This window comes from Streptomyces sp. NPDC049879, assembly GCF_044461265.1.
Classification (GTDB): domain Bacteria; phylum Actinomycetota; class Actinomycetes; order Streptomycetales; family Streptomycetaceae; genus Streptomyces.
Window position 1 is genome coordinate 568,130 of sequence record NZ_JBITKT010000003.1, and the last position, 16,579, is coordinate 584,708.

The 16,579-nt window shown below is 74.5% G+C and carries 16 protein-coding genes; 6 read left to right on the forward strand and 10 right to left on the reverse strand.

The window, feature by feature from the left end; all coding sequences use genetic code 11:
• Positions 1–4 precede the first annotated feature (4 nt).
• Both ACIBPC_RS13495 and ACIBPC_RS13500 read left to right on the forward strand, forming a co-directional pair.
• A complete protein-coding gene (locus ACIBPC_RS13495; protein ID WP_398843846.1) occupies positions 5–1,633 on the forward strand; it encodes an FAD-dependent oxidoreductase in 1,629 nt (542 codons plus the stop codon).
• A 173-nt stretch (positions 1,634–1,806) separates the two neighbouring features.
• Positions 1,807–2,787 carry a PAC2 family protein gene (locus tag ACIBPC_RS13500; protein ID WP_362968002.1) on the forward strand — a complete coding sequence of 327 codons (981 nt, stop codon included), beginning with the start codon at positions 1,807–1,809 and terminating at the stop codon, positions 2,785–2,787.
• Positions 2,788–2,853: 66 nt separating this feature from the next.
• On the opposite strand, the gene mshC is transcribed toward ACIBPC_RS13500, so the two are convergent.
• From mshC to ACIBPC_RS13525, 5 genes are all read right to left on the reverse strand, one after another.
• On the reverse strand, positions 2,854–4,083 hold the full coding sequence (gene mshC, locus ACIBPC_RS13505) for a cysteine--1-D-myo-inosityl 2-amino-2-deoxy-alpha-D-glucopyranoside ligase (protein ID WP_362968001.1): 1,230 nt from the start codon (positions 4,081–4,083) through the stop codon (positions 2,854–2,856).
• Between the two features lie 68 nt (positions 4,084–4,151).
• A complete protein-coding gene (locus ACIBPC_RS13510; protein ID WP_398843849.1) occupies positions 4,152–5,048 on the reverse strand; it encodes an SCO1664 family protein in 897 nt (298 codons plus the stop codon).
• On the reverse strand, positions 5,009–5,602 hold the full coding sequence (locus ACIBPC_RS13515) for a DUF3090 domain-containing protein (protein WP_362967998.1): 594 nt from the start codon (positions 5,600–5,602) through the stop codon (positions 5,009–5,011). The genes ACIBPC_RS13510 and ACIBPC_RS13515 overlap by 40 nt, the downstream gene beginning before the upstream one ends.
• Before the next feature lie 65 nt (positions 5,603–5,667).
• Complete coding sequence (locus tag ACIBPC_RS13520; protein WP_362967997.1) at positions 5,668–6,360, reverse strand: MSMEG_4193 family putative phosphomutase; 693 nt, start codon at positions 6,358–6,360, stop codon at positions 5,668–5,670.
• A 33-nt stretch (positions 6,361–6,393) separates the two neighbouring features.
• Complete coding sequence (locus ACIBPC_RS13525) at positions 6,394–7,443, reverse strand: LLM class F420-dependent oxidoreductase (RefSeq protein ID WP_398843852.1); 1,050 nt, start codon at positions 7,441–7,443, stop codon at positions 6,394–6,396.
• Positions 7,444–7,529: 86 nt separating this feature from the next.
• Between ACIBPC_RS13525 and ACIBPC_RS13530 the strand changes: the two genes are divergently transcribed.
• Entirely contained in the window at positions 7,530–8,516 is a 987-nt protein-coding gene (locus tag ACIBPC_RS13530) for an aldo/keto reductase (protein ID WP_362967995.1), read from the forward strand.
• Positions 8,513–10,456 carry an ATP-binding domain-containing protein gene (locus ACIBPC_RS13535; RefSeq protein WP_398843856.1) on the forward strand — a complete coding sequence of 648 codons (1,944 nt, stop codon included), beginning with the start codon at positions 8,513–8,515 and terminating at the stop codon, positions 10,454–10,456. The genes ACIBPC_RS13530 and ACIBPC_RS13535 overlap by 4 nt, the downstream gene beginning before the upstream one ends.
• Before the next feature lie 34 nt (positions 10,457–10,490).
• Here ACIBPC_RS13535 and ACIBPC_RS13540 read toward each other — a convergent pair whose 3' ends face one another.
• Positions 10,491–11,156: a hypothetical protein gene (locus ACIBPC_RS13540; RefSeq protein ID WP_398843858.1), complete on the reverse strand. Its 666-nt coding sequence runs from the start codon at positions 11,154–11,156 to the stop codon at positions 10,491–10,493.
• Between the two features lie 47 nt (positions 11,157–11,203).
• On the opposite strand from ACIBPC_RS13540, the gene ACIBPC_RS13545 reads away from it, so the two are divergent.
• Positions 11,204–11,392: a DUF5703 family protein gene (locus ACIBPC_RS13545; protein WP_110945908.1), complete on the forward strand. Its 189-nt coding sequence runs from the start codon at positions 11,204–11,206 to the stop codon at positions 11,390–11,392.
• Positions 11,393–11,563: 171 nt separating this feature from the next.
• Here ACIBPC_RS13545 and ACIBPC_RS13550 read toward each other — a convergent pair whose 3' ends face one another.
• From ACIBPC_RS13550 to ACIBPC_RS13560, 3 genes are all read right to left on the reverse strand, one after another.
• Positions 11,564–12,364, reverse strand: a complete 801-nt coding sequence (locus tag ACIBPC_RS13550; RefSeq protein ID WP_398843861.1) for a chaplin — start codon at positions 12,362–12,364, stop codon at positions 11,564–11,566.
• A 148-nt stretch (positions 12,365–12,512) separates the two neighbouring features.
• Positions 12,513–12,746 (reverse strand): chaplin ChpH, encoded by a 234-nt coding sequence (chpH, locus tag ACIBPC_RS13555; protein ID WP_362967991.1) that lies wholly within the window; start codon positions 12,744–12,746, stop codon positions 12,513–12,515.
• Between the two features lie 198 nt (positions 12,747–12,944).
• The gene (locus ACIBPC_RS13560; RefSeq protein WP_398843865.1) at positions 12,945–14,288 is read right to left on the reverse strand and encodes a M20/M25/M40 family metallo-hydrolase; all 1,344 of its coding nucleotides are present in this window, start codon (positions 14,286–14,288) and stop codon (positions 12,945–12,947) included.
• 102 nt (positions 14,289–14,390) lie between these two features.
• Here ACIBPC_RS13560 and ACIBPC_RS13565 point away from each other — a divergent pair, with 102 nt between their 5' ends.
• Entirely contained in the window at positions 14,391–15,068 is a 678-nt protein-coding gene (locus ACIBPC_RS13565) for a GntR family transcriptional regulator (RefSeq protein WP_362967989.1), read from the forward strand.
• 56 nt (positions 15,069–15,124) lie between these two features.
• On the opposite strand, the gene ACIBPC_RS13570 is transcribed toward ACIBPC_RS13565, so the two are convergent.
• A complete protein-coding gene (locus ACIBPC_RS13570) occupies positions 15,125–16,519 on the reverse strand; it encodes an OFA family MFS transporter (protein ID WP_398843868.1) in 1,395 nt (464 codons plus the stop codon).
• Positions 16,520–16,579: the final 60 nt, after the last annotated feature.

The following is a 16,579-nucleotide window of genomic DNA, read 5'->3' on the forward strand; positions in this document are numbered from 1 at the left end:
TCGTATGAACAACCCGCACCCGACCGCAGAGTCGGCCACCGCCACCCTGACCGCCCCGGGCCCGTCCGACACGGCCGCCCGCGACCGGGCCGAACGCCGGGCCCGCACCCGTGACCGCCTCTCCTCGACGACCTGGGACCTGCTCGTCGTGGGAGGCGGCATCCTCGGCACCTCGGTGGCCTGGCACGCCGCGCAGTCGGGACTGCGGGTGGCGATGGTGGACGCCGGCGACTTCGCCGGCGCCACCTCGTCCGCCTCCTCCAAGCTCGTCCACGGCGGCCTGCGCTACCTCCAGACCGGCGCCGTCCGGCTGGTCGCCGAGAACCACCACGAGCGGCGCATCCTCTCCCGCGACGTCGCCCCCCACCTCGTCAACCCCCTCACCTTCCACCTCCCCGTCTACAAGGGCGGCCCCCACGGCGCGGCCAAGCTCGGCGCGGGCGTCTTCGCCTACTCCGCGCTGTCCGCGTTCGGCGACGGCGTCGGCCGGGTCATCTCCCCCGCCGCCGCCGCGGCGGCCAACCCGGCGCTGCGCACCGAGGGCCTGAAGGCCGTCGCCGTCTACGGCGACCACCAGATGAACGACTCCCGCGTCGCCATCATGACCGTCAGGGCCGCGGTCGGCGCGGGCGCCGAGGTGCTCAACCACGCGCAGGTCACCGGGCTGCGCTTCACCCGGGGCCGCGTCACGGGCGCCGAGCTGCGCGACGGGCTCGACGGCGCCGAGTTCGGCGTCGACGCGCGCCTCGTCCTCAACGCGACGGGCCCCTGGGTGGACCACCTGCGCGGCATGGAGGACCCGAACGCCGCGCCGAGCATCCGGCTGTCGAAGGGCGTCCACCTGGTGCTGCGCCGCACCGTCCCCTGGCGCGCCGCGCTGGCGACGCCCGTGGACAAGTACCGCGTCACGTTCGCCCTGCCCTGGGAGGACCAGCTGTTGCTCGGCACGACCGACGAGCAGTACGAGGGCGACCCGGCCGAGGTCGCGCCCGCCGAGGCCGACATCGCGCAGATCCTCGACGAGGCGGCGCTCTCGGTGCGGCCGGAGCACCTGGACCGCTCCCTCATCACCTACGCGTACGCCGGGCTGCGTGTCCTGCCCGGCGGCCCCGGCGGGGTGGAGTCGGCGCGGCGCGAGACGGTGGTCACCGAGGGGAGCGGCGGCATGCTGTCCGTCGCGGGCGGCAAGTGGACGACGTACCGGCACATCGGCAGGACCGTGCTGGAGAAGCTGGCCACCCTGCCCGGCAGCCCGGTCGCCGAGGACATGGCGCCCGTCTCCGACCTGGTGCGCCACACCCCGCTGCCCGGCGTCGCCAACCCGGACGCCGTCGCGCACCGGCTGCTGGCCGACCCGCCGCCGTCCGGCATCGACGGGCACACGGCGCGCCACCTCGCCACGCACTACGGGTCGCTGGCGTTCGACGTCGTGCAGCTCGTCCGCGAGGACCCGGTGCTCGGCGCGCGCGTGCACCCCGACGGGCCCGACATCTGGGCGCAGGTGGTCTACGCGCGTGACCGCGAGTGGGCGGACACGGTGGACGACGTGCTGCGCCGCCGCCTGACGCTGGTGGTGCGGGGTCTGGACACGGAGGAGGTGCGGGCGCGCGTCGCCGGGGTGCTCGGCGGCTGAGCGGCGGCGGCCACGGACGTCTCCCCTTGGGCCCCGGCCGGGACACCCCGGCCGGGGCCCAGGCGTACGAGGACTGCGGGCTGGGAACGGTCACGCCGTAGGCTGGGGCCGCACGAAGACATCGTCAGCCGGGGTGGGGCGCCCGTTCCGCACCGGCCGGGAGGAGGCGCTGGGTGATCGAGCTCGAAGGGGTTCCCGAGCTGGTTGACCCGGTCATGGTGGCCGCGTTCGAAGGATGGAACGACGCGGGTGACGCCGCGTCGGCCGCGGTCGCGCACCTGGAGCGCGAGTGGAAGGGCGAGGTGTTCGCGGCGCTTGACGCCGAGGACTACTACGACTTCCAGGTCAACCGGCCGCACATCTGGCTGGACGCCGGGGTCCGCCGCATCACCTGGCCGACGACCCGCCTGTCCGTGGTGCGGATCGGGTCGGAGAACGGGCCGGTCAAGCGCCGCGACCTGGTGCTGGTGCGCGGCATCGAGCCGAGCATGCGGTGGCGCTCGTTCTGCAACGAGATCCTCGGTTTCGCGCACGAACTCGGCGTCGAGATGGTCGTCGTCCTCGGCGCGCTGCTGGGCGACACCCCGCACACGCGTCCGGTTCCGGTGACGAGCGTGACGTCCGACGAGGACCTGGCGCGCACCCTCGACCTGGAGGAGTCGCGGTACGAGGGGCCGACCGGCATCGTCGGCATCCTGCAGGAGGCGTGCACCCACGCCGGGGTCCCGGCCGTCACGCTGTGGGCCGCCGTGCCGCACTACGTCGCCCAGCCGCCGAACCCCAAGGCCTCCCTCGCCCTGCTGCACGCGCTGGAGGACCTCCTCGGGCTCGGCATGCCCTTGGGCGACCTGCCCGAGGACGCCCGCGCCTGGCAGATCGGCGTGGACCAGCTGGCCGCCGAGGACAGCGAGGTCGCCGAGTACGTGAAGTCACTGGAGGAGGCTCGGGACACGGCGGAGCTGCCGGAGGCGAGCGGCGAGGCGATCGCCAAGGAGTTCGAACGCTACCTGCGCCGCCGCGACGGGCAGCCGCCCGGCGGCGAGTCCGGCACGTACCTGCGGGACCCGGGCAGCCGGGGCGGCAGGCGCGGCAGGCGCCCCGCCGAGGGCGGCGGCGAGCCGGAGCGGCAGGAGCCGGGCGAACCGGAGGAGTGAGACACACGGCGGAGGGCCGGTACCCGGGCGGGTACCGGCCCTCCGCCGTGCGGGGGTGCGCCGGTGTCAGACCGCGACGCCGAGCAGCGCGTCCACCGCCCTGCTCACGACGCCGGGGGCGCCGGTGTCCGTGCCGCCGTCCGCCTCCTGCGCCGCCGCCCAGCGGTCGACGGCGGCCAGCGCCGCCGGGGCGTCCAGGTCGTCGGCGAGCGCGGCCCGCACCTCCGCCACCAGCCCGTCGGCCGGGGGGCCGTCGGGCCGCGAGACGGCCGCGCGCCAGCGGGCGAGGCGGCGGACGGCCCCGTCCAGCACCTCGTCGGTCCACTCCCAGTCGGAGCGGTAGTGGTGCGCGAGCAGCGCGAGCCGGATGGCGGCCGGGTCCACGCCCGCGGCGCGCAGCTTCGAGACGAGGACGAGGTTGCCCTTCGACTTGGACATCTTCTCGCCCTCGTACGCCACCATCCCGGCGTGCACGTAGCTCGCCGCGAACGGCTGCTCGCCGGTGAGGACCTGCGCGTGCGAGGCGCCCATCTCGTGGTGCGGGAAGACGAGGTCGGAGCCGCCGCCCTGGACGTCGAAGCCCATGCCGAGGTGGTCGAGCGCGATGGAGACGCACTCGATGTGCCAGCCGGGGCGCCCGGGGCCGAGGCTCGCGCCGTCCCAGGAGGGCTCGCCGGGGCGTGCCGCGCGCCACAGCAGCGGGTCGAGCGCGTTCTTCTTGCCCGGCCGGTCGGGGTCGCCGCCGCGCTCGGCCGACAGGGCGCGCATCACGGAGGCGTCGTAGTGGGAGACGCCGCCGAAGTCCCGGTCGGCGTCCACGGAGAAGTACGTGTCGCCCTCCACGTCGTACGCCGCGCCGAGTGCGCGCAGCCGCTCGATCACGGGCACGATGCGCGGTATGGACTCGACGGCGCCCACGTACGCCTCGGGGGGCAGGATGCGCAGGGCGGTCATGTCCTCGCGGAAGAGCGCCGTCTCGCGCTCCGCGAGCGCCGTCCAGTCCTCGCCGGTGGCGGCGGCGCGCTCCAGCAGCGGGTCGTCGATGTCGGTGACGTTCTGGACGTACCTGACCTGGCGTTTCGTGTCCAGCCACAGCCGCTGGACGAGGTCGAACGCGGTGTAGGTGGCCGCGTGTCCCATGTGCGTCGCGTCGTACGGGGTGATGCCGCAGACGTAGATACGGGCGACCGGGCCGGGCGTCAGGGTCACCCGGCCGCCGGTCGCGGTGTCGTGGATCGACAGTTCAGGGCTCTGACCGGGCAGAACGGGGACTGTGGAGGGAGGCCAGGCATGCATGCGCCCGAGCCTAACCGGCGAGGCGGGCACCGCACGACACGGCGTGCCCGCCGGGCCGGGGGCGCGGGTCAGACCAGGGGCCAGGGGATGGCGGGCCACTCGCCGCTGGGCAGGGGGTGGCGGCCGTCCCGCAGGAGGGCGGCGGTCCTGGCGCGGAGGGCGTCGATCTCGTCGCCGGTGAGCAGTCCGCGCAGGCGCGCGGTGAGGGGGGCGTCGTCCGCGAGGGCGGCGGCGAGGCCGCGCAGGGCGGCCAGGACGGCGTCGGGCAGCGGTTCGCCGGCCCAGCCCCACAGGAGGGTGCGGAGCTTGTTGTCGGTGTGGAAGGCGACGCCGTGGTCGATGCCGTGCAGCGCGCCGTCGGCGGTGGGGAGGAGGTGGCCGCCCTTGCGGTCGCCGTTGTTGATGACGGCGTCGAGGGCGGCGACGCGGCGGAGGCGTTCGTCGTCGAGGTGGACGAGCAGGGCGGTGCTGTCGGGGCCGTCGTCGTCCAGCTGGACGAGACCGACCGCCCTCCAGCCGGGCGGCGGCTCCCCGGTGTCCACGAGGGCGAGCAGGTCGCCGGGCCCGGGGACGTCCTCCGCATCCTCGGAATCCTCGGTGTCATCAGGGGCCTCGGCGTCCGGCAGCGGGCCGATCCAGCGCTGGCACATCCCGACGCCGAACGGCCCGTCGCGCAGCACGGTGGTGGGCACGATGTCCCAGCCCAGCGCGCGGCAGACCTCGTACGCGGCGACCTCGCGCTGCGCCAGGTTCCCGTCCGGGAAGTCCCACAGGGGCCGCTCGCCCCGCACCGGCTTGTAGACGCACGGCACGAGGTGCCCGTCCAGCTCGGCGACGGCGTAGAGCACCGCGTTGGAGGCGTCGGTGATGCGCCCGCGCACGGTCAGCCCGCCGCGGGCGAGGACCGCCGCCGTGTCCGCGCCGGTCACGCCCGGCTGCGGCGGTATCCGTTCTGGCGCGGACATACGTGTCCCTCCGGGTCGAGCGGCAGGCTGCACAGGGGGCACGGCGGGCGGCCCGCGTTGACGACCTCCAGGGCCCGTTTGGCGAACGCGCGGGCCATGGTGCCGCTGAGGCGCACCCGCAGCATCGGCGGGCCGTTCTCGTCGTCGCGCAGCAGCCGCTCCTCGGCCTCGGCGAACTCCTCCTCGGTCTCCACCTCCAACTCGACGAGGGCCTGCGCCTCCACGATCATCCGCTCGTTGTCGCTGTCCCAGGCGAGAGCCATCGTGCCGACGCGGAACTCCTCCTCAACCGGGGTCTCCAGGGGGCCCGTGTCGGCGAGTTCGGAGGGGGCGACGGCGGGGACGGTGGTGTTGCCGCCGGATCTGCGGACGACCTCGTCCAGCAGTTCGTCGATGCGCTCGGCGAGCGCCTCCACCTGCGCCTTCTCCAGGGCGACGCTGGTGGTGCGCCCCGCCGCCGTGGCCTGCAGGAAGAAGGTACGGCGGCCAGGCAGCCCGACCGTCCCGGCGACAAAGCGGTCGGGCGGGTCGTAGAGGAACACCTGACGGGACACGCACTGCTCCTGGTGTCGGTTGCGTGGGGACAAGGGAACCCTACTGCGCTTCGCGATCACCGTGGTCAGGCGCCACCGCCCACCGGGGTCTCGGTGGCCTCGGCGTTGTCGCGTTCCGCCGCTTCCGTCCGGGGGACGAACTCGGCGAGGTCGCCCGTATCGCCGAAACGCAGGAGCAGCGGCGGATTTCCGTACCGGATCGCGGTGACGGACGCCGGGTGCGGCGCCAGCCGCTGGAAGAGGTCGAGGTGGAGTCCGAGCGCGTCCGCGGTGATCGCCTTGATGTTGTCGCCGTGGGTGCACATCAGCCAGACCGCGTCGGGGCCGTGCTCCGCCGCGACGCGGGCGTCCCAGTCGCGGGCGGCGTCGGAGACCCGCGCCTGCATGGCGCGCATCGACTCGCCGCCGGGGAACGTGACGGCGGACGGCTGGACGCGGACGGTGGCCATCAGCGGTTCGTCGGCGAGGTCCCTGAGCGCGCGGTTGGTCCACTCCCCGTAGTCGCACTCGGTGACCCGCTCCTCCACGTGGACGGGCAGGCCGGGGCGTTCCGCCAGGAGCGGCGCCAGGGTCTCGGCGCAGCGCTGGAGGGGGCTGTGGACGGCGGCGGCCAGGGGGATGCCGGACAGGCGCGCGGGCAGCGCGGCGGCCTGGGAGGTCCCGTACTCGTCGAGGCTGACGCCGGGCGCGCGGCCGGCGAGCAGGCCGGAGGAGTTGGCGGTGGTCCGGCCGTGGCGCAGGAGCAGCAGAGTGGGCATGGCGTCAGCCTAGGGCGCCGGGGCGGCGGGGGGTCAGGCGAGCCCCGCGCGTTCCAGTGCCTCGACGCCCGCGCGCAGCCCGGCGAGGCGTGCGTCGAGCGTGAGGCCCGCGGGGGCGAGGGAGAGGGTGGTGACGCCCGCGTCGGCGTAGGCGCGCATGCGGTCGGCGATGCGCTCGACGGGGCCGATGAGGGTGGTCGCGTCGATCAGGCTGCGGGGTACGGCCGCGGCGGCGCCGTCGCGGTCGCCGGCCAGGTAGCGGTCCTGGATCTCGACGGCCTCGCGCTCGTAGCCCATGCGGCGGGCGAGGCGGTTGTAGAAGTTCTGCTCCCGGCTGCCCATCCCGCCGACGTACAGGGCGGTGTAGGGGCGGAAGTGGTCGGCGAGGGTGTCGAGGTCGTCGCCGACGGCGAGGGGCACGGTCGGGACGACGTCGAAGCCGTCGAGCGTGCCGCCCGCCGCCGCGCGGCCCTCCCTGAGGTGGCGGAGCGTCGTCTCCTCGGCGTGCTCGGGGGCGAAGAAGATGAGGAGTGCGCCGTCGGCGATCTCGCCGGTCTGGGCGAGGTTCTTCGGGCCGATGGCGGCGATGTACACCGGGATGCGGGGGCGGACGGGGTGGACGGTCAGCTTGATGGGCTTGCCGGGGCCGTCCGGGAGGGGCAGCGTCCAGTGGTCGCCCCGGTGGGTCAGCCGTTCGCGGGACAGGGCGGTGCGGACGATCTCCACGTACTCGCGGGTGCGGGCGAGCGGGCGGTCGAACCGTACGCCGTACCAGCCCTCGGACACCTGCGGGCCCGAGACGCCGAGGCCGAGGCGGAAGCGGCCGCCGGAGAGGGCGTCGAGGGTCGCGGCGGTCATGGCCGTCATGGCGGGGGCGCGGGCCGGGATCTGGAGGATGCCGGCGCCGACGTCGATGCGGCGGGTCTGCGCGGCGACCCAGGCGAGGACGGTCGGGGCGTCCGAGCCGTACGCCTCGGCGGCCCAGCAGACCGCGTAGCCGAGCCTGTCCGCCTCGCGGGCGACCTCCAGGTTGTCCGCGTCGAGGCCCGCGCCCCAGTAGCCGAGATTCACGCCGAGCCGCATGTCCGCTCCTCCTGCCGCCGCTTACCGGCGGGTAACCCGCCGCTCCCGGCGACTGTAACGCCTGGCCGCAAGTACGCTCAACGCCCATGGAACTCAGGCACCTGGGCCGCACCGGCCTGCGCGTCTCCCGGCTCGGCCTCGGCACGCTCACCTGGGGCAGGGACGTCGGGGAGCAGGACGCGGCGGAGCTGCTGAAGGCGTTCTGGGAGGCGGGCGGCACGCTGGTGGACACCGCCGACGTGTACGGCGACGGGGGCGCCGAGGTGCTGCTGGGGCGGCTCGTCGGCTCGCTCGTGCCGCGCCGGGACGTGGTGCTCGCGACGAAGGCGGGCAGCGTGCCCGACCCGTACCGCAGGGTGGACGGCTCGCGCGGCCACCTGCTGGCGGCGCTGGACGCGTCGCTGGAGCGGCTGGGCACGGACCACGTGGACCTGTGGCAGGTGCACGCCTTCGATCCGGCGACGCCGCTGGAGGAGACGCTGCAGGCCGTGGACATCGCGGTGAGCAGCGGCCGGGCCCGTTACGCGGGGGTCGCCGACTTCAGCGGCTGGCAGCTGGCGAAGGCGGCGGCGTGGCAGCTGGCGGGGCAGGGCGCGCGGACCCGTCTCGCGAGCACGCAGATGGAGTACTCGCTGGTGCAGCGCGGCGTGGAGCGCGAGGTGCTGCCCGGCGCGCTCGACCTCGGCGTGGGGCTGCTGCCGTCGTCGCCGCTGGGCCGCGGCGTGCTGACGGGCAAGTACCGGAACGGGGCGCGCCCGGCGGGGTCGCGGGGCGCGTCGGAGCGGCTGGCCGGGTTCGTGGCGCCGTACCTGGACGACGCGGCGGCCAGGATCGTGGACGCGGTGACCATAGCGGCGGACGGGCTCGCGGTGACACCCGCGCAGGTGGCGCTCGTGTGGGTGCGGGACCGGCCGGGGGTGGCGGCGCCGCTGCTGGGGGCGCGGACGGCGCGGCAGCTCGACGAGGCGTTGTCAGTGGAGGACCTTACGCTTCCCGAGGAGATCAGCCGGGCCCTGGACGACGTCTCGGCCCCGGTGCACCACTATCCCGACCACGACTGGAGCACGCTGTGACCGCGGACAACGCATCGCCCCCGCCCCCGGAGGACGCCGCGGCCAGGCTGCGGGCCGCGGTGAAGGCCGTGGAGAGCGGGGAGCGGCCCGCCTCGTCGTTCTTCGCCGAACCGGCGCGCCCGGCGGCCCGTCCCGCGCGGCCCGCCCCGCCGGGTCCCCGCGCACGGCCCGCGCGTGCGGCGGTGCCGGTGCCCGTACCCGAGGGGCTGCCCGCGCTGCTCGCGGCCGGGGGCGCGCCCGAGGCGCTGGCCGGGGCGGTGGCCGCTGCGCTCGGGGAGGGCGCGGAGCGGGAGCTGCGGGACGATCCGTGGCGCCTGCTGGCCGTGCCCGGGGTGCGCCCCGAGGCGGCGGACGGCTTCGCGCGGGCGACGCTCGGCGCGGAGGCGGGTCCTGGCGACGAGCGGCGGACGCGGGCGCTGGCGGTGTGGCTGCTGGAGCGCGCCGCCCTCGCCGGGCATACCGCCGTGGCGGCTGACGACATCGCGAAGGGTCTCGCCGGGCAGGCGGTGCCGGAACCGGACGAGGCGGTGCGTGACGCGGTGGAGTCCGGCGCGGTCCTCGTCTTCCGGGACGCGGTGGAGGCGGCCCCGGCGGGCGGCGGCCGGGCGGCGGAGGACGACGAGGAGGCCGCGCCCGTACGGCTGTTGCTCGGCCTCGACCGGTACGCGCTGGCGGAGGAGAGCCTCGCGGACGGCCTGTCGCGGCTGCGCGGCACGTTCGAGCCGCTCACGGACGAGGCGGCGGCGGCCTGGGAGACGGCGGCGGGCGGCGCGCCCTCGCCGTCGGCCGCGGCGCTGCTGCGCGCGGCGGCCGGGCACGCCGTGGTCGTCCACACCGGCGGCGCGGCGGCGCGTGCGGAACCGGCCGCGCTGCTGGCGGCGGCGCGTTCGCTGGGCCTGCGGGCCTGCGCCGCGGCCCACAGCCGGGACGGGCGGCGCGCCCTCGCCGCGCTGCTGCCGGACGACGGGGCGGACGCCGCCGTGACCGTGGCCGGTCTGCTGGCGGGCGAGGAGGGTCCTGCGCGCGACGCCGAGGGCATGCTGCCGCTCGACCTGCTGGCCGTCCTGGACGCCGGGCAGTTGCCGGCCGAGGCGGCGGCCTCGCTGGTGGAGGCGCTGCCCGACGGCGCGCGGCTCGTCCTCAGCGGCGATCCGGCGCTGCTGGGCGCGGCCGGTCCTGGGCAGGTCCTCGCGGACGTGCTGGGCGCGGACTTCGGCCCGCACATCGCGTCGCGGACGCCGGACGAGGGGCCGGTCGGCGAATTGGTGTCCGGTGTGGGCGTGGGAGAGCTGCTCCAGCCCGAGGCGCCGGGGCGCGAGGTCGTCATCGTGCCGGTGCGCGACCCGGGCGAGGCCGTGCACCGCGCGGTGCAGCTCGTCGCCGACTCGATCCCCCGCGCGTTCGGGCGGTCGGGGGCGGAGATCCAGGTCGTCACGCCGGGGCACGCGGGCCCGGTGGGGACCCGGGCGCTCAACACGGCGCTGAAGGAACGGCTCAACCCCGGCCCTGGCAGGTTCGGCGGCTTCGACCCGGGCGACCGGGTGGCCCACTCCCCGGCGCCCGGCCGCGTCCGGCCCGCGACGGTCACCGGCGCGGACGCGCAGGGGCTGTGGCTTGAGGACGCGGACGGCCGGTTCGTGGTGCCGGTGGACGAGGTCGGCGAGACCGTCAGGCACGGCTGGGCGCTCACCGCGCACCAGGCGGCGGGCAGCAGGTGGCCCGCGGCCGTCGTGGTGCTGCCGGGGGAAGCGGACGGGATCGTGGACCGCTCCTGGGTGTACACCGCGTTCAGCCGCGCCGCGCAGCACCTCTCGGTCGTGCAGGGCAGCGGTCCTGGACTGGCGGCGGCCGTCGCGGGTCCGCCCGCGCCTCCCAGGGAGACGCGGCTGCGGACGCTGCTGCGCGAGCAGCTCGCCGCCTCGGCCCCCGCCGCCACCTGACGGGGAGGGAGCCGCCCGGTGCGGGGGCCCGGGGTCAGTCCTCGGAGTCCAGGTCGTCGTCCTCCTCGAACGCCTCGCTGATGTCGAAGCGGCAGACGACCCGCTCCGGGTCCACGGAGTCGAACGGCGCGGACAGCCACTCCCCCGGCTCGGCCGGCTCGTCGCCGACCGTCACCCAGAGCGTCGCGTCGCCCTCGTCCAGGCCGAACTCCTTGTAGCGCCCGGCGATCTCGTCCGGGTCGTACTCGCCGAACAGCACGCCGAGCGCCGTCTGCACGCTCCGGCCGCCCGGCTCGTCGGCGTCCGGGCCGCCCGCGAGGGCGCTGTCCGGGTCCAGCTCGGCGATCCGCTGCGCCTGGGCGAGCAGCCGCCGCGGCTCCACCAGGGTGTAGTCCCGGCGGATGAAGACGCTCAGGGCCTCCGGCTCGTCGGGCCCGTCGTACGCGGCGCCGCCGTCCGTCTCCGGGACCTCGAAGGGGGTGACCTCGTCGTAGACGTCGTACAGCAGCTCGTCGTACGCCTCGCCCGCGGCGGCCATCTCGTTGAACGCGGCGAACACGGCGGCGTCGGCCGTCTCCGTGTCCGCGTCGGGTCCGGCGGCCCGGCGTTCGACGGCGGCGAGGTGCCGGTCGATCGCTTCTTTGAGCGCGTCGGCGGCGGCACGGACTTCGGCAGCGGTCGGCTGCACAGCATCAGACATGGTGCAGACGGTATCGGCATCCAGGGCGTGCGCGCACAATGGTTGCGATGCCGGAATACGAGTTTCGCGATGTGTACGTCCCGCGGGGTGTCTCCCGTGCCGCCGCCACGCGCCTGCTGACCGACCACGCCGAATACGGTCACTGGGAGCTGGCCCGACTCCGCCTGTACCCCGACGGCAGCCGCCGCGTGCGGCTGCGCCGCAGGATCATCCGCCAGCTGCGCCCCACATGGTGACGAGTGGGCCCCATGACGGACGGGGCCCACTCGTGTGTACGCGCTGACCGGCCGGTGGACGGCGGTCACCGTGCGTGTGCGCCCGGAGGCGTCGGCACGGTGGCCCCGTCATCGCGGAACGGTCGCCGGCCGGTGACCGGCGCGCGGCTGCCGGTGCGTGGGGTTACCGGTTCAGCCGCGGTGCGCCGCGCGGGAGCGGCGGTAGAGCAGCGTGCCGCCGAGCAGCAGGCCCGCGCCCATCGACAGGGCGGCGCCCATCGGGACATCGCTGCCGGTCTCCGCCAGCTCGCCGCCGGCGGGCTCGGCACCGGCCTGCGGGCCGGTGGTGTCCGGGGTGGTGCCGCCCGGGGTCTCCGGGGTCTCGCTGCCGGGCTCCTCGGGGGTGCCGGGCTCGCCGGGCTCACCCGGTTCGCCGGGCTCTCCCGGCTCGTTCGGCTCCTCCGGCTCGCCGGGCTCGTTCGGCTCCTCGGGCTCTCCCGGTTCACCGGGCTCACCCGGTTCGCCGGGCTCCTCCGGCTCCCCCGGGCGCTCGATGTCGGCGTCGTTGGCGCAGCCGTTGCCGAAGGCGCCGTTGCCGATGCCGATGACCGAGACGCTGTTGCCGCAGGCGTTGACCGGTACGTCGACCGGGACCTGGACATCGTTGCCGGACGCGACACCGGGCGAGCCGACGGCCGCGCCGCTCGCCTGCGAGCCGCCGTCACCGCCGCCGCCCGGACCCTCGTTGCCGCCGTTGTTCACGCAGTTGTTGCCGAACGCGGGGTTGAGGATGCCGACGACGTTCACGGTGTTGCCGCAGATGTTCACCGGCACGTCGACCGGGACCTGGACGTTGTTGCCCGACGCGACGCCGGGCGACCCGGCCGCGAGACCGGCGGCATCGGAGTCCGCGAAGGCGGCTCCGCCCGAGAGCGCGAAGACGCCGCCGAAGGCGGCGGCGGAGAGCAGGCCCTTCTTCGTGACCTGACGCATGGTGGTGTTCCCCTGCCTTGATCTTCATGGGTCGCGGGGTGGGGGGCTGAGGGCTCCCGCGCCCGAGGTCAAGCCTGGCGGCCTCGGAACGCGCGGTGCGCGCTCCGAGGCCGCCGGCTCTACGCCCTCATGGGATGGGGCGCGGCAGTCAGCCGTTGACGCAGGTGTTGCCGAAAGCGGGGTTCAGGAGACCGATCACGGAAATGGTGTTGCCACACACGTTGACCGGCACGTGGACGGGAACCTGGACAACGTTGCCCGACAGGACACCGGGCGACCCGACGGCGGCACCGGCCGCCTCGGAGTCGGCGGTGGCGAGCCCCGCGCCCGCGAGCATCAGACCGCCGGCAGCTGCCGCGACGGCGACGACCTTCTTGATCATTATTCCTCCTTGTGACAATGCGGCCCCAGCCGGGGACTGCACTCGTCGTAACGAGGGGGCGTGATCGGGGGCACGAGGCGCGGGGCTCTTTCACCCAGCTGGGTGGATCAGGAACAGGGGTGCGATTTTCTTAAGAGATTTTCTTCGGAGAAGCCGTCAACTCCATGGGCACCGATGTGACTCCGGCTCGACAGGGGGTCAGCACTGCTCGATGAAACGGTCCAGCACGCGGGCGCCGAACTTCAGCCCGTCAACCGGCACCCGCTCGTCCACCCCGTGGAACATCCCTGCGAAATCCAGCTCGGGCGGCAGCTGGAGCGGCGCGAAGCCGAAGTTCCTGATGCCGAGCCGGGAGAACGACTTGGCGTCCGTGCCACCCGACAGCATGTACGGGACGGCGCGCGCGATCGGGTCCTCGGCGCGCAGCGACGACTGCATCGCGGCGACCAGCGCGCCGTCGAAATCCGTCTCCACCGCCCGGTCGTAGTGCACGCGCTCCCGCTTGACGCGCGGCCCGAGGACGCGGTCGAGGTCCGCCTCGAACTCCTCCTCGAAACCGGGCAGGAAGCGGCCGTCCACATGCGCCGTGGCCTGGCCCGGGATGACGTTCACCTTGTATCCGGCGCCGAGCTGCGTGGGAGCGGCCGTGTTGCTCAGGGTGGCCCCGATCAGCTTGGCGATGCCGCCGAGCTTGGCGAGGGTCTCGTCCATGTCCTCGGGGTCCAGCTCGGTGCCGAGCGCGTCGGACAGCTCGTCGAGGAAGGAGCGGACGGTCTTGGTGACGCGGACCGGGAAGCGGTGGCGGCCGAGGCGGGCCACGGCCTCGCACAGCTCGGTGATCGCGTTGTCCTTGTTGGTCATCGAGCCGTGCCCGGCCGTGCCGTCCACGGTGAGGCGCATCCAGTTGATGCCCTTCTCCGCCGTCTCGACCAGGTAGAGGCGCAGCTTCTCGTTCACGGTGAAGGAGAAGCCGCCGACCTCGCTGATCGCCTCGCTGACGCCCTCGAAGAGGTCGGGGTGGTTGTCCACGAGGTAGCGGGCGCCGTGCACGCCGCCCGCCTCCTCGTCGGCGAGGAAGGCGACCACGATGTCGCGCGGCGGCCTGCGCCCGCTGCGCAGCCGGTCGCGGATGACGGCGAGCGTCATCGCGTCCATGTCCTTCATGTCCACGGCGCCGCGGCCCCAGACGCAGCCGTCGGCGATCTCGCCGGAGAAGGGGTCGTACGTCCAGTCCGCCGCGTTGGCGGGGACGACGTCGGTGTGGCCGTGGATGAGCAGGGCGGGCCGCGAGGGGTCGGTGCCCTCGATCCGGGCGACGGTCGAGGCGCGGCCCGGGTGGGACTCGAAGATCTTCGGTTCGAGGCCGACCTCGGCGAGCTGCTCGGCGACGAACTCGGCGGCGGCGCGTTCGCCGGGGCCGGAGTGGTCGCCGTAGTTGCTGGTGTCGATGCGGATCAGGTCACGGCACAGGTCGACGGCCTCCTGCTCGCCGCGCGCGCTGATCCGGGAATCCTCCGGCGGGGTCGGGTCTGTCTGGCTCACGCTGCCTCCTGCTGCGATGGTTCAGCCCCATCCTAGGAGCGCTCGAACTGTGGACCGTATGAGTAATCTGTAGACAAAAACCACAGCACACTGGGGGCCCTGATGACGCCGAGAGAGCTGCCGCGCGGGGCCGTACCGCGTCTGGAGCGCCCGGGACCGCTGCGCGACCGGGTGTACGACGCGCTGGTGGACCTGATCGTGACGCGCGCCCTGCCGCCGGGGCAGCACCTGGTGGAGACCGAACTGGCGGGCCAGCTCGGGGTGTCGCGGCAGCCCGTGCGGGAGGCGCTGCAGCGGCTGAGCACCGAGGGGTGGGTGGATCTGCGGCCCGCGCAGGGGGCGTTCGTCCACGAGCCGACCGAGGAGGAGGCGGACCAGCTGCTGACCGTGCGGACCCTGCTGGAGGCGGAGGCGGCGCGGCTGGCGGCGGCCAACGCGACGTCGGCGGGGATCGCCGCGCTGCGCGAGCTGTGCGACGAGGGTGAACGCGCGGTGGCGGAGGACGACGTGGACCGCGCGGTGGAGATGAACGCGGCGTTCCACGCGAAGGTGATGCGCCTGGCGGGGAACGCGGTGCTGGCCGAGCTGGCGGACCGGGTGGACCGGCGCGTGCGGTGGTACTACACACCGGTAGCGCGGCAGCGCGGCAAGCAGTCGTGGATCGAGCACCGCGAGCTGATCGCGGCCGTCGTGGCGCGTGACGAGCGGACGGCGACGGACGTCATGCGGGCGCACACCGAGCACACCCGCCGCTCGTACCACGCGCGGGAGCGTGGCTGAGGCGGCGGAACGGCACCCGCCGCCCGCCCCGGGGGAAGGGGCGGGCGGCGGGTGGGTCAGACCGGCTCGTGGGAGACGGGCCGGGGGCGGGGGGCGACGCGGGAGGGGCGTTCCCTGCCCGGCTGGTGGAGGGTGAGGGCCAGGGCGGCCGCGGCGAGGGAGACGGCGCCGGCCAGGAGGTAGGCGCCGTTGTAGCCCCACGAGTCGACGGCCATGGAGCCGAGGCCGCCGCCGAAGAGGCCGCTGACGAGCTTGCCGCTGTAGACGAGCCCGTAGTTCGTCGCGTTGTAGTTCTCGCCGAAGTAGTCGGGGACGAGCGCGGCGAACATGGGGTAGAACGCGCCGCCGCCGAAGCCGGACACGAAGGCGAAGAAGAGGAACAGCGCCTCGTTGCGCATGCTGCCCGCCCACATGACGCCGAACTGCGCGACGCCGAGCACGACGATGACGAACACCAGCGTGTTCTTGCGGCCCCAGCGGTCCGACAGCCAGCCGACGACGCCGCGGCCCGTGCCGTTGATCACGCCCATGATCCCCATGGAGGTGGCGGCGACGAGCGGGCCGAAGCCGACGTCCTCCGCGTACGGCACCTGGAAGGAGATGCCGAAGATCGACACCCCGGCGGTCATGACGATGCACAGCCACAGCAGCGGCAGGACGCCGGTGCGGATGGCCTCGCGGGGGGTGTACTGCTTGACGGCCCTGGGGTTGCGGGCGATGGCGGCGGCGCTGGGCCCGGAGACGCCGAGCGGGTCGATGTGCGCGGGCCACCAGTTCTTGGGCGGGTCCTTGAAGAAGGAGCCGCACACGAACAGGGCGACCAGGATGTAGAGGCCCGTGAGGTCGAGGACTCCGCGGTAGTTGCTGGTGTCGAAGGCGTAGTTGAAGATGAAGACGAACGGCAGGGAGCCGTAGGCGAAGCCGCCGTTGACGAACCCCGTCTTGCCGCCGCGCCGTTCGGGGTACCACTTGCCGACCATGTTGATGCAGGTCGCGTAGACGATGCCCGCGCCCACGCCGCCCAGGAGGCCGAAGCCGGCGAGGGCGGCCCAGACGTTGTCGAAGTGCGAGATGGCGAGGAAGCCCAGCAGGCACAGGACCGATCCGGCCCACATGCCCGCCCGGGGAGTCAGCAGGCCCTTCTCGCGTAACCAGCCCGCGGGGAACGCCACTCCCGCCTGGAAGAAGACCCAGACGCTGAGGATCCAGAAGGTGTTGCTCTGCGACCAGCCGTGCGCCTCGGAGAGCGTGTCCTCGGCCGAGCCGAAGGCGTACTCGAAGACGCTGATCGCCATCATGCAGGCCCAGGGGAACCAGACCATGGTGGCCCGGGAGTGCCCGAGGATGTCGCGGTCCGTCTCGCCGACGCGAAAGGTGCGGCCCTTCGCGTCCCTGATCTCGCGGTACGGGGCGGGGGCCGCCGTGCCGCCGTGTGGTGCGTCGGTGCTCATGTGATCTCCTCGGCTTCGAAAGAACTGGCCAGCGCGCCCTGTCCACACCTCTCGTGCCTG

Bases quoted from the DNA above. Each gene is read 5' to 3' on its own strand.
- ACIBPC_RS13540 (WP_398843858.1), bottom strand. From the start codon at position 11,156: ATGTCTGATGCTGTGCAGCCGACCGCTGCCGAAGTCCGTGCCGCCGCC.
- mshC (WP_362968001.1), bottom strand. From the start codon at position 4,083: ATGCATGCCTGGCCTCCCTCCACAGTCCCCGTTCTGCCCGGTCAGAGC.
- ACIBPC_RS13510 (WP_398843849.1), bottom strand. From the start codon at position 5,048: ATGTCCGCGCCAGAACGGATACCGCCGCAGCCGGGCGTGACCGGCGCG.
- ACIBPC_RS13525 (WP_398843852.1), bottom strand. From the start codon at position 7,443: ATGCGGCTCGGCGTGAATCTCGGCTACTGGGGCGCGGGCCTCGACGCG.
- ACIBPC_RS13520 (WP_362967997.1), bottom strand. From the start codon at position 6,360: ATGCCCACTCTGCTGCTCCTGCGCCACGGCCGGACCACCGCCAACTCC.
- ACIBPC_RS13495 (WP_398843846.1), top strand. From the start codon at position 5: ATGAACAACCCGCACCCGACCGCAGAGTCGGCCACCGCCACCCTGACC.
- ACIBPC_RS13530 (WP_362967995.1), top strand. From the start codon at position 7,530: ATGGAACTCAGGCACCTGGGCCGCACCGGCCTGCGCGTCTCCCGGCTC.
- ACIBPC_RS13565 (WP_362967989.1), top strand. From the start codon at position 14,391: ATGACGCCGAGAGAGCTGCCGCGCGGGGCCGTACCGCGTCTGGAGCGC.
- ACIBPC_RS13550 (WP_398843861.1), bottom strand. From the start codon at position 12,364: ATGCGTCAGGTCACGAAGAAGGGCCTGCTCTCCGCCGCCGCCTTCGGC.
- chpH (WP_362967991.1), bottom strand. From the start codon at position 12,746: ATGATCAAGAAGGTCGTCGCCGTCGCGGCAGCTGCCGGCGGTCTGATG.
- ACIBPC_RS13545 (WP_110945908.1), top strand. From the start codon at position 11,204: ATGCCGGAATACGAGTTTCGCGATGTGTACGTCCCGCGGGGTGTCTCC.
- ACIBPC_RS13570 (WP_398843868.1), bottom strand. From the start codon at position 16,519: ATGAGCACCGACGCACCACACGGCGGCACGGCGGCCCCCGCCCCGTAC.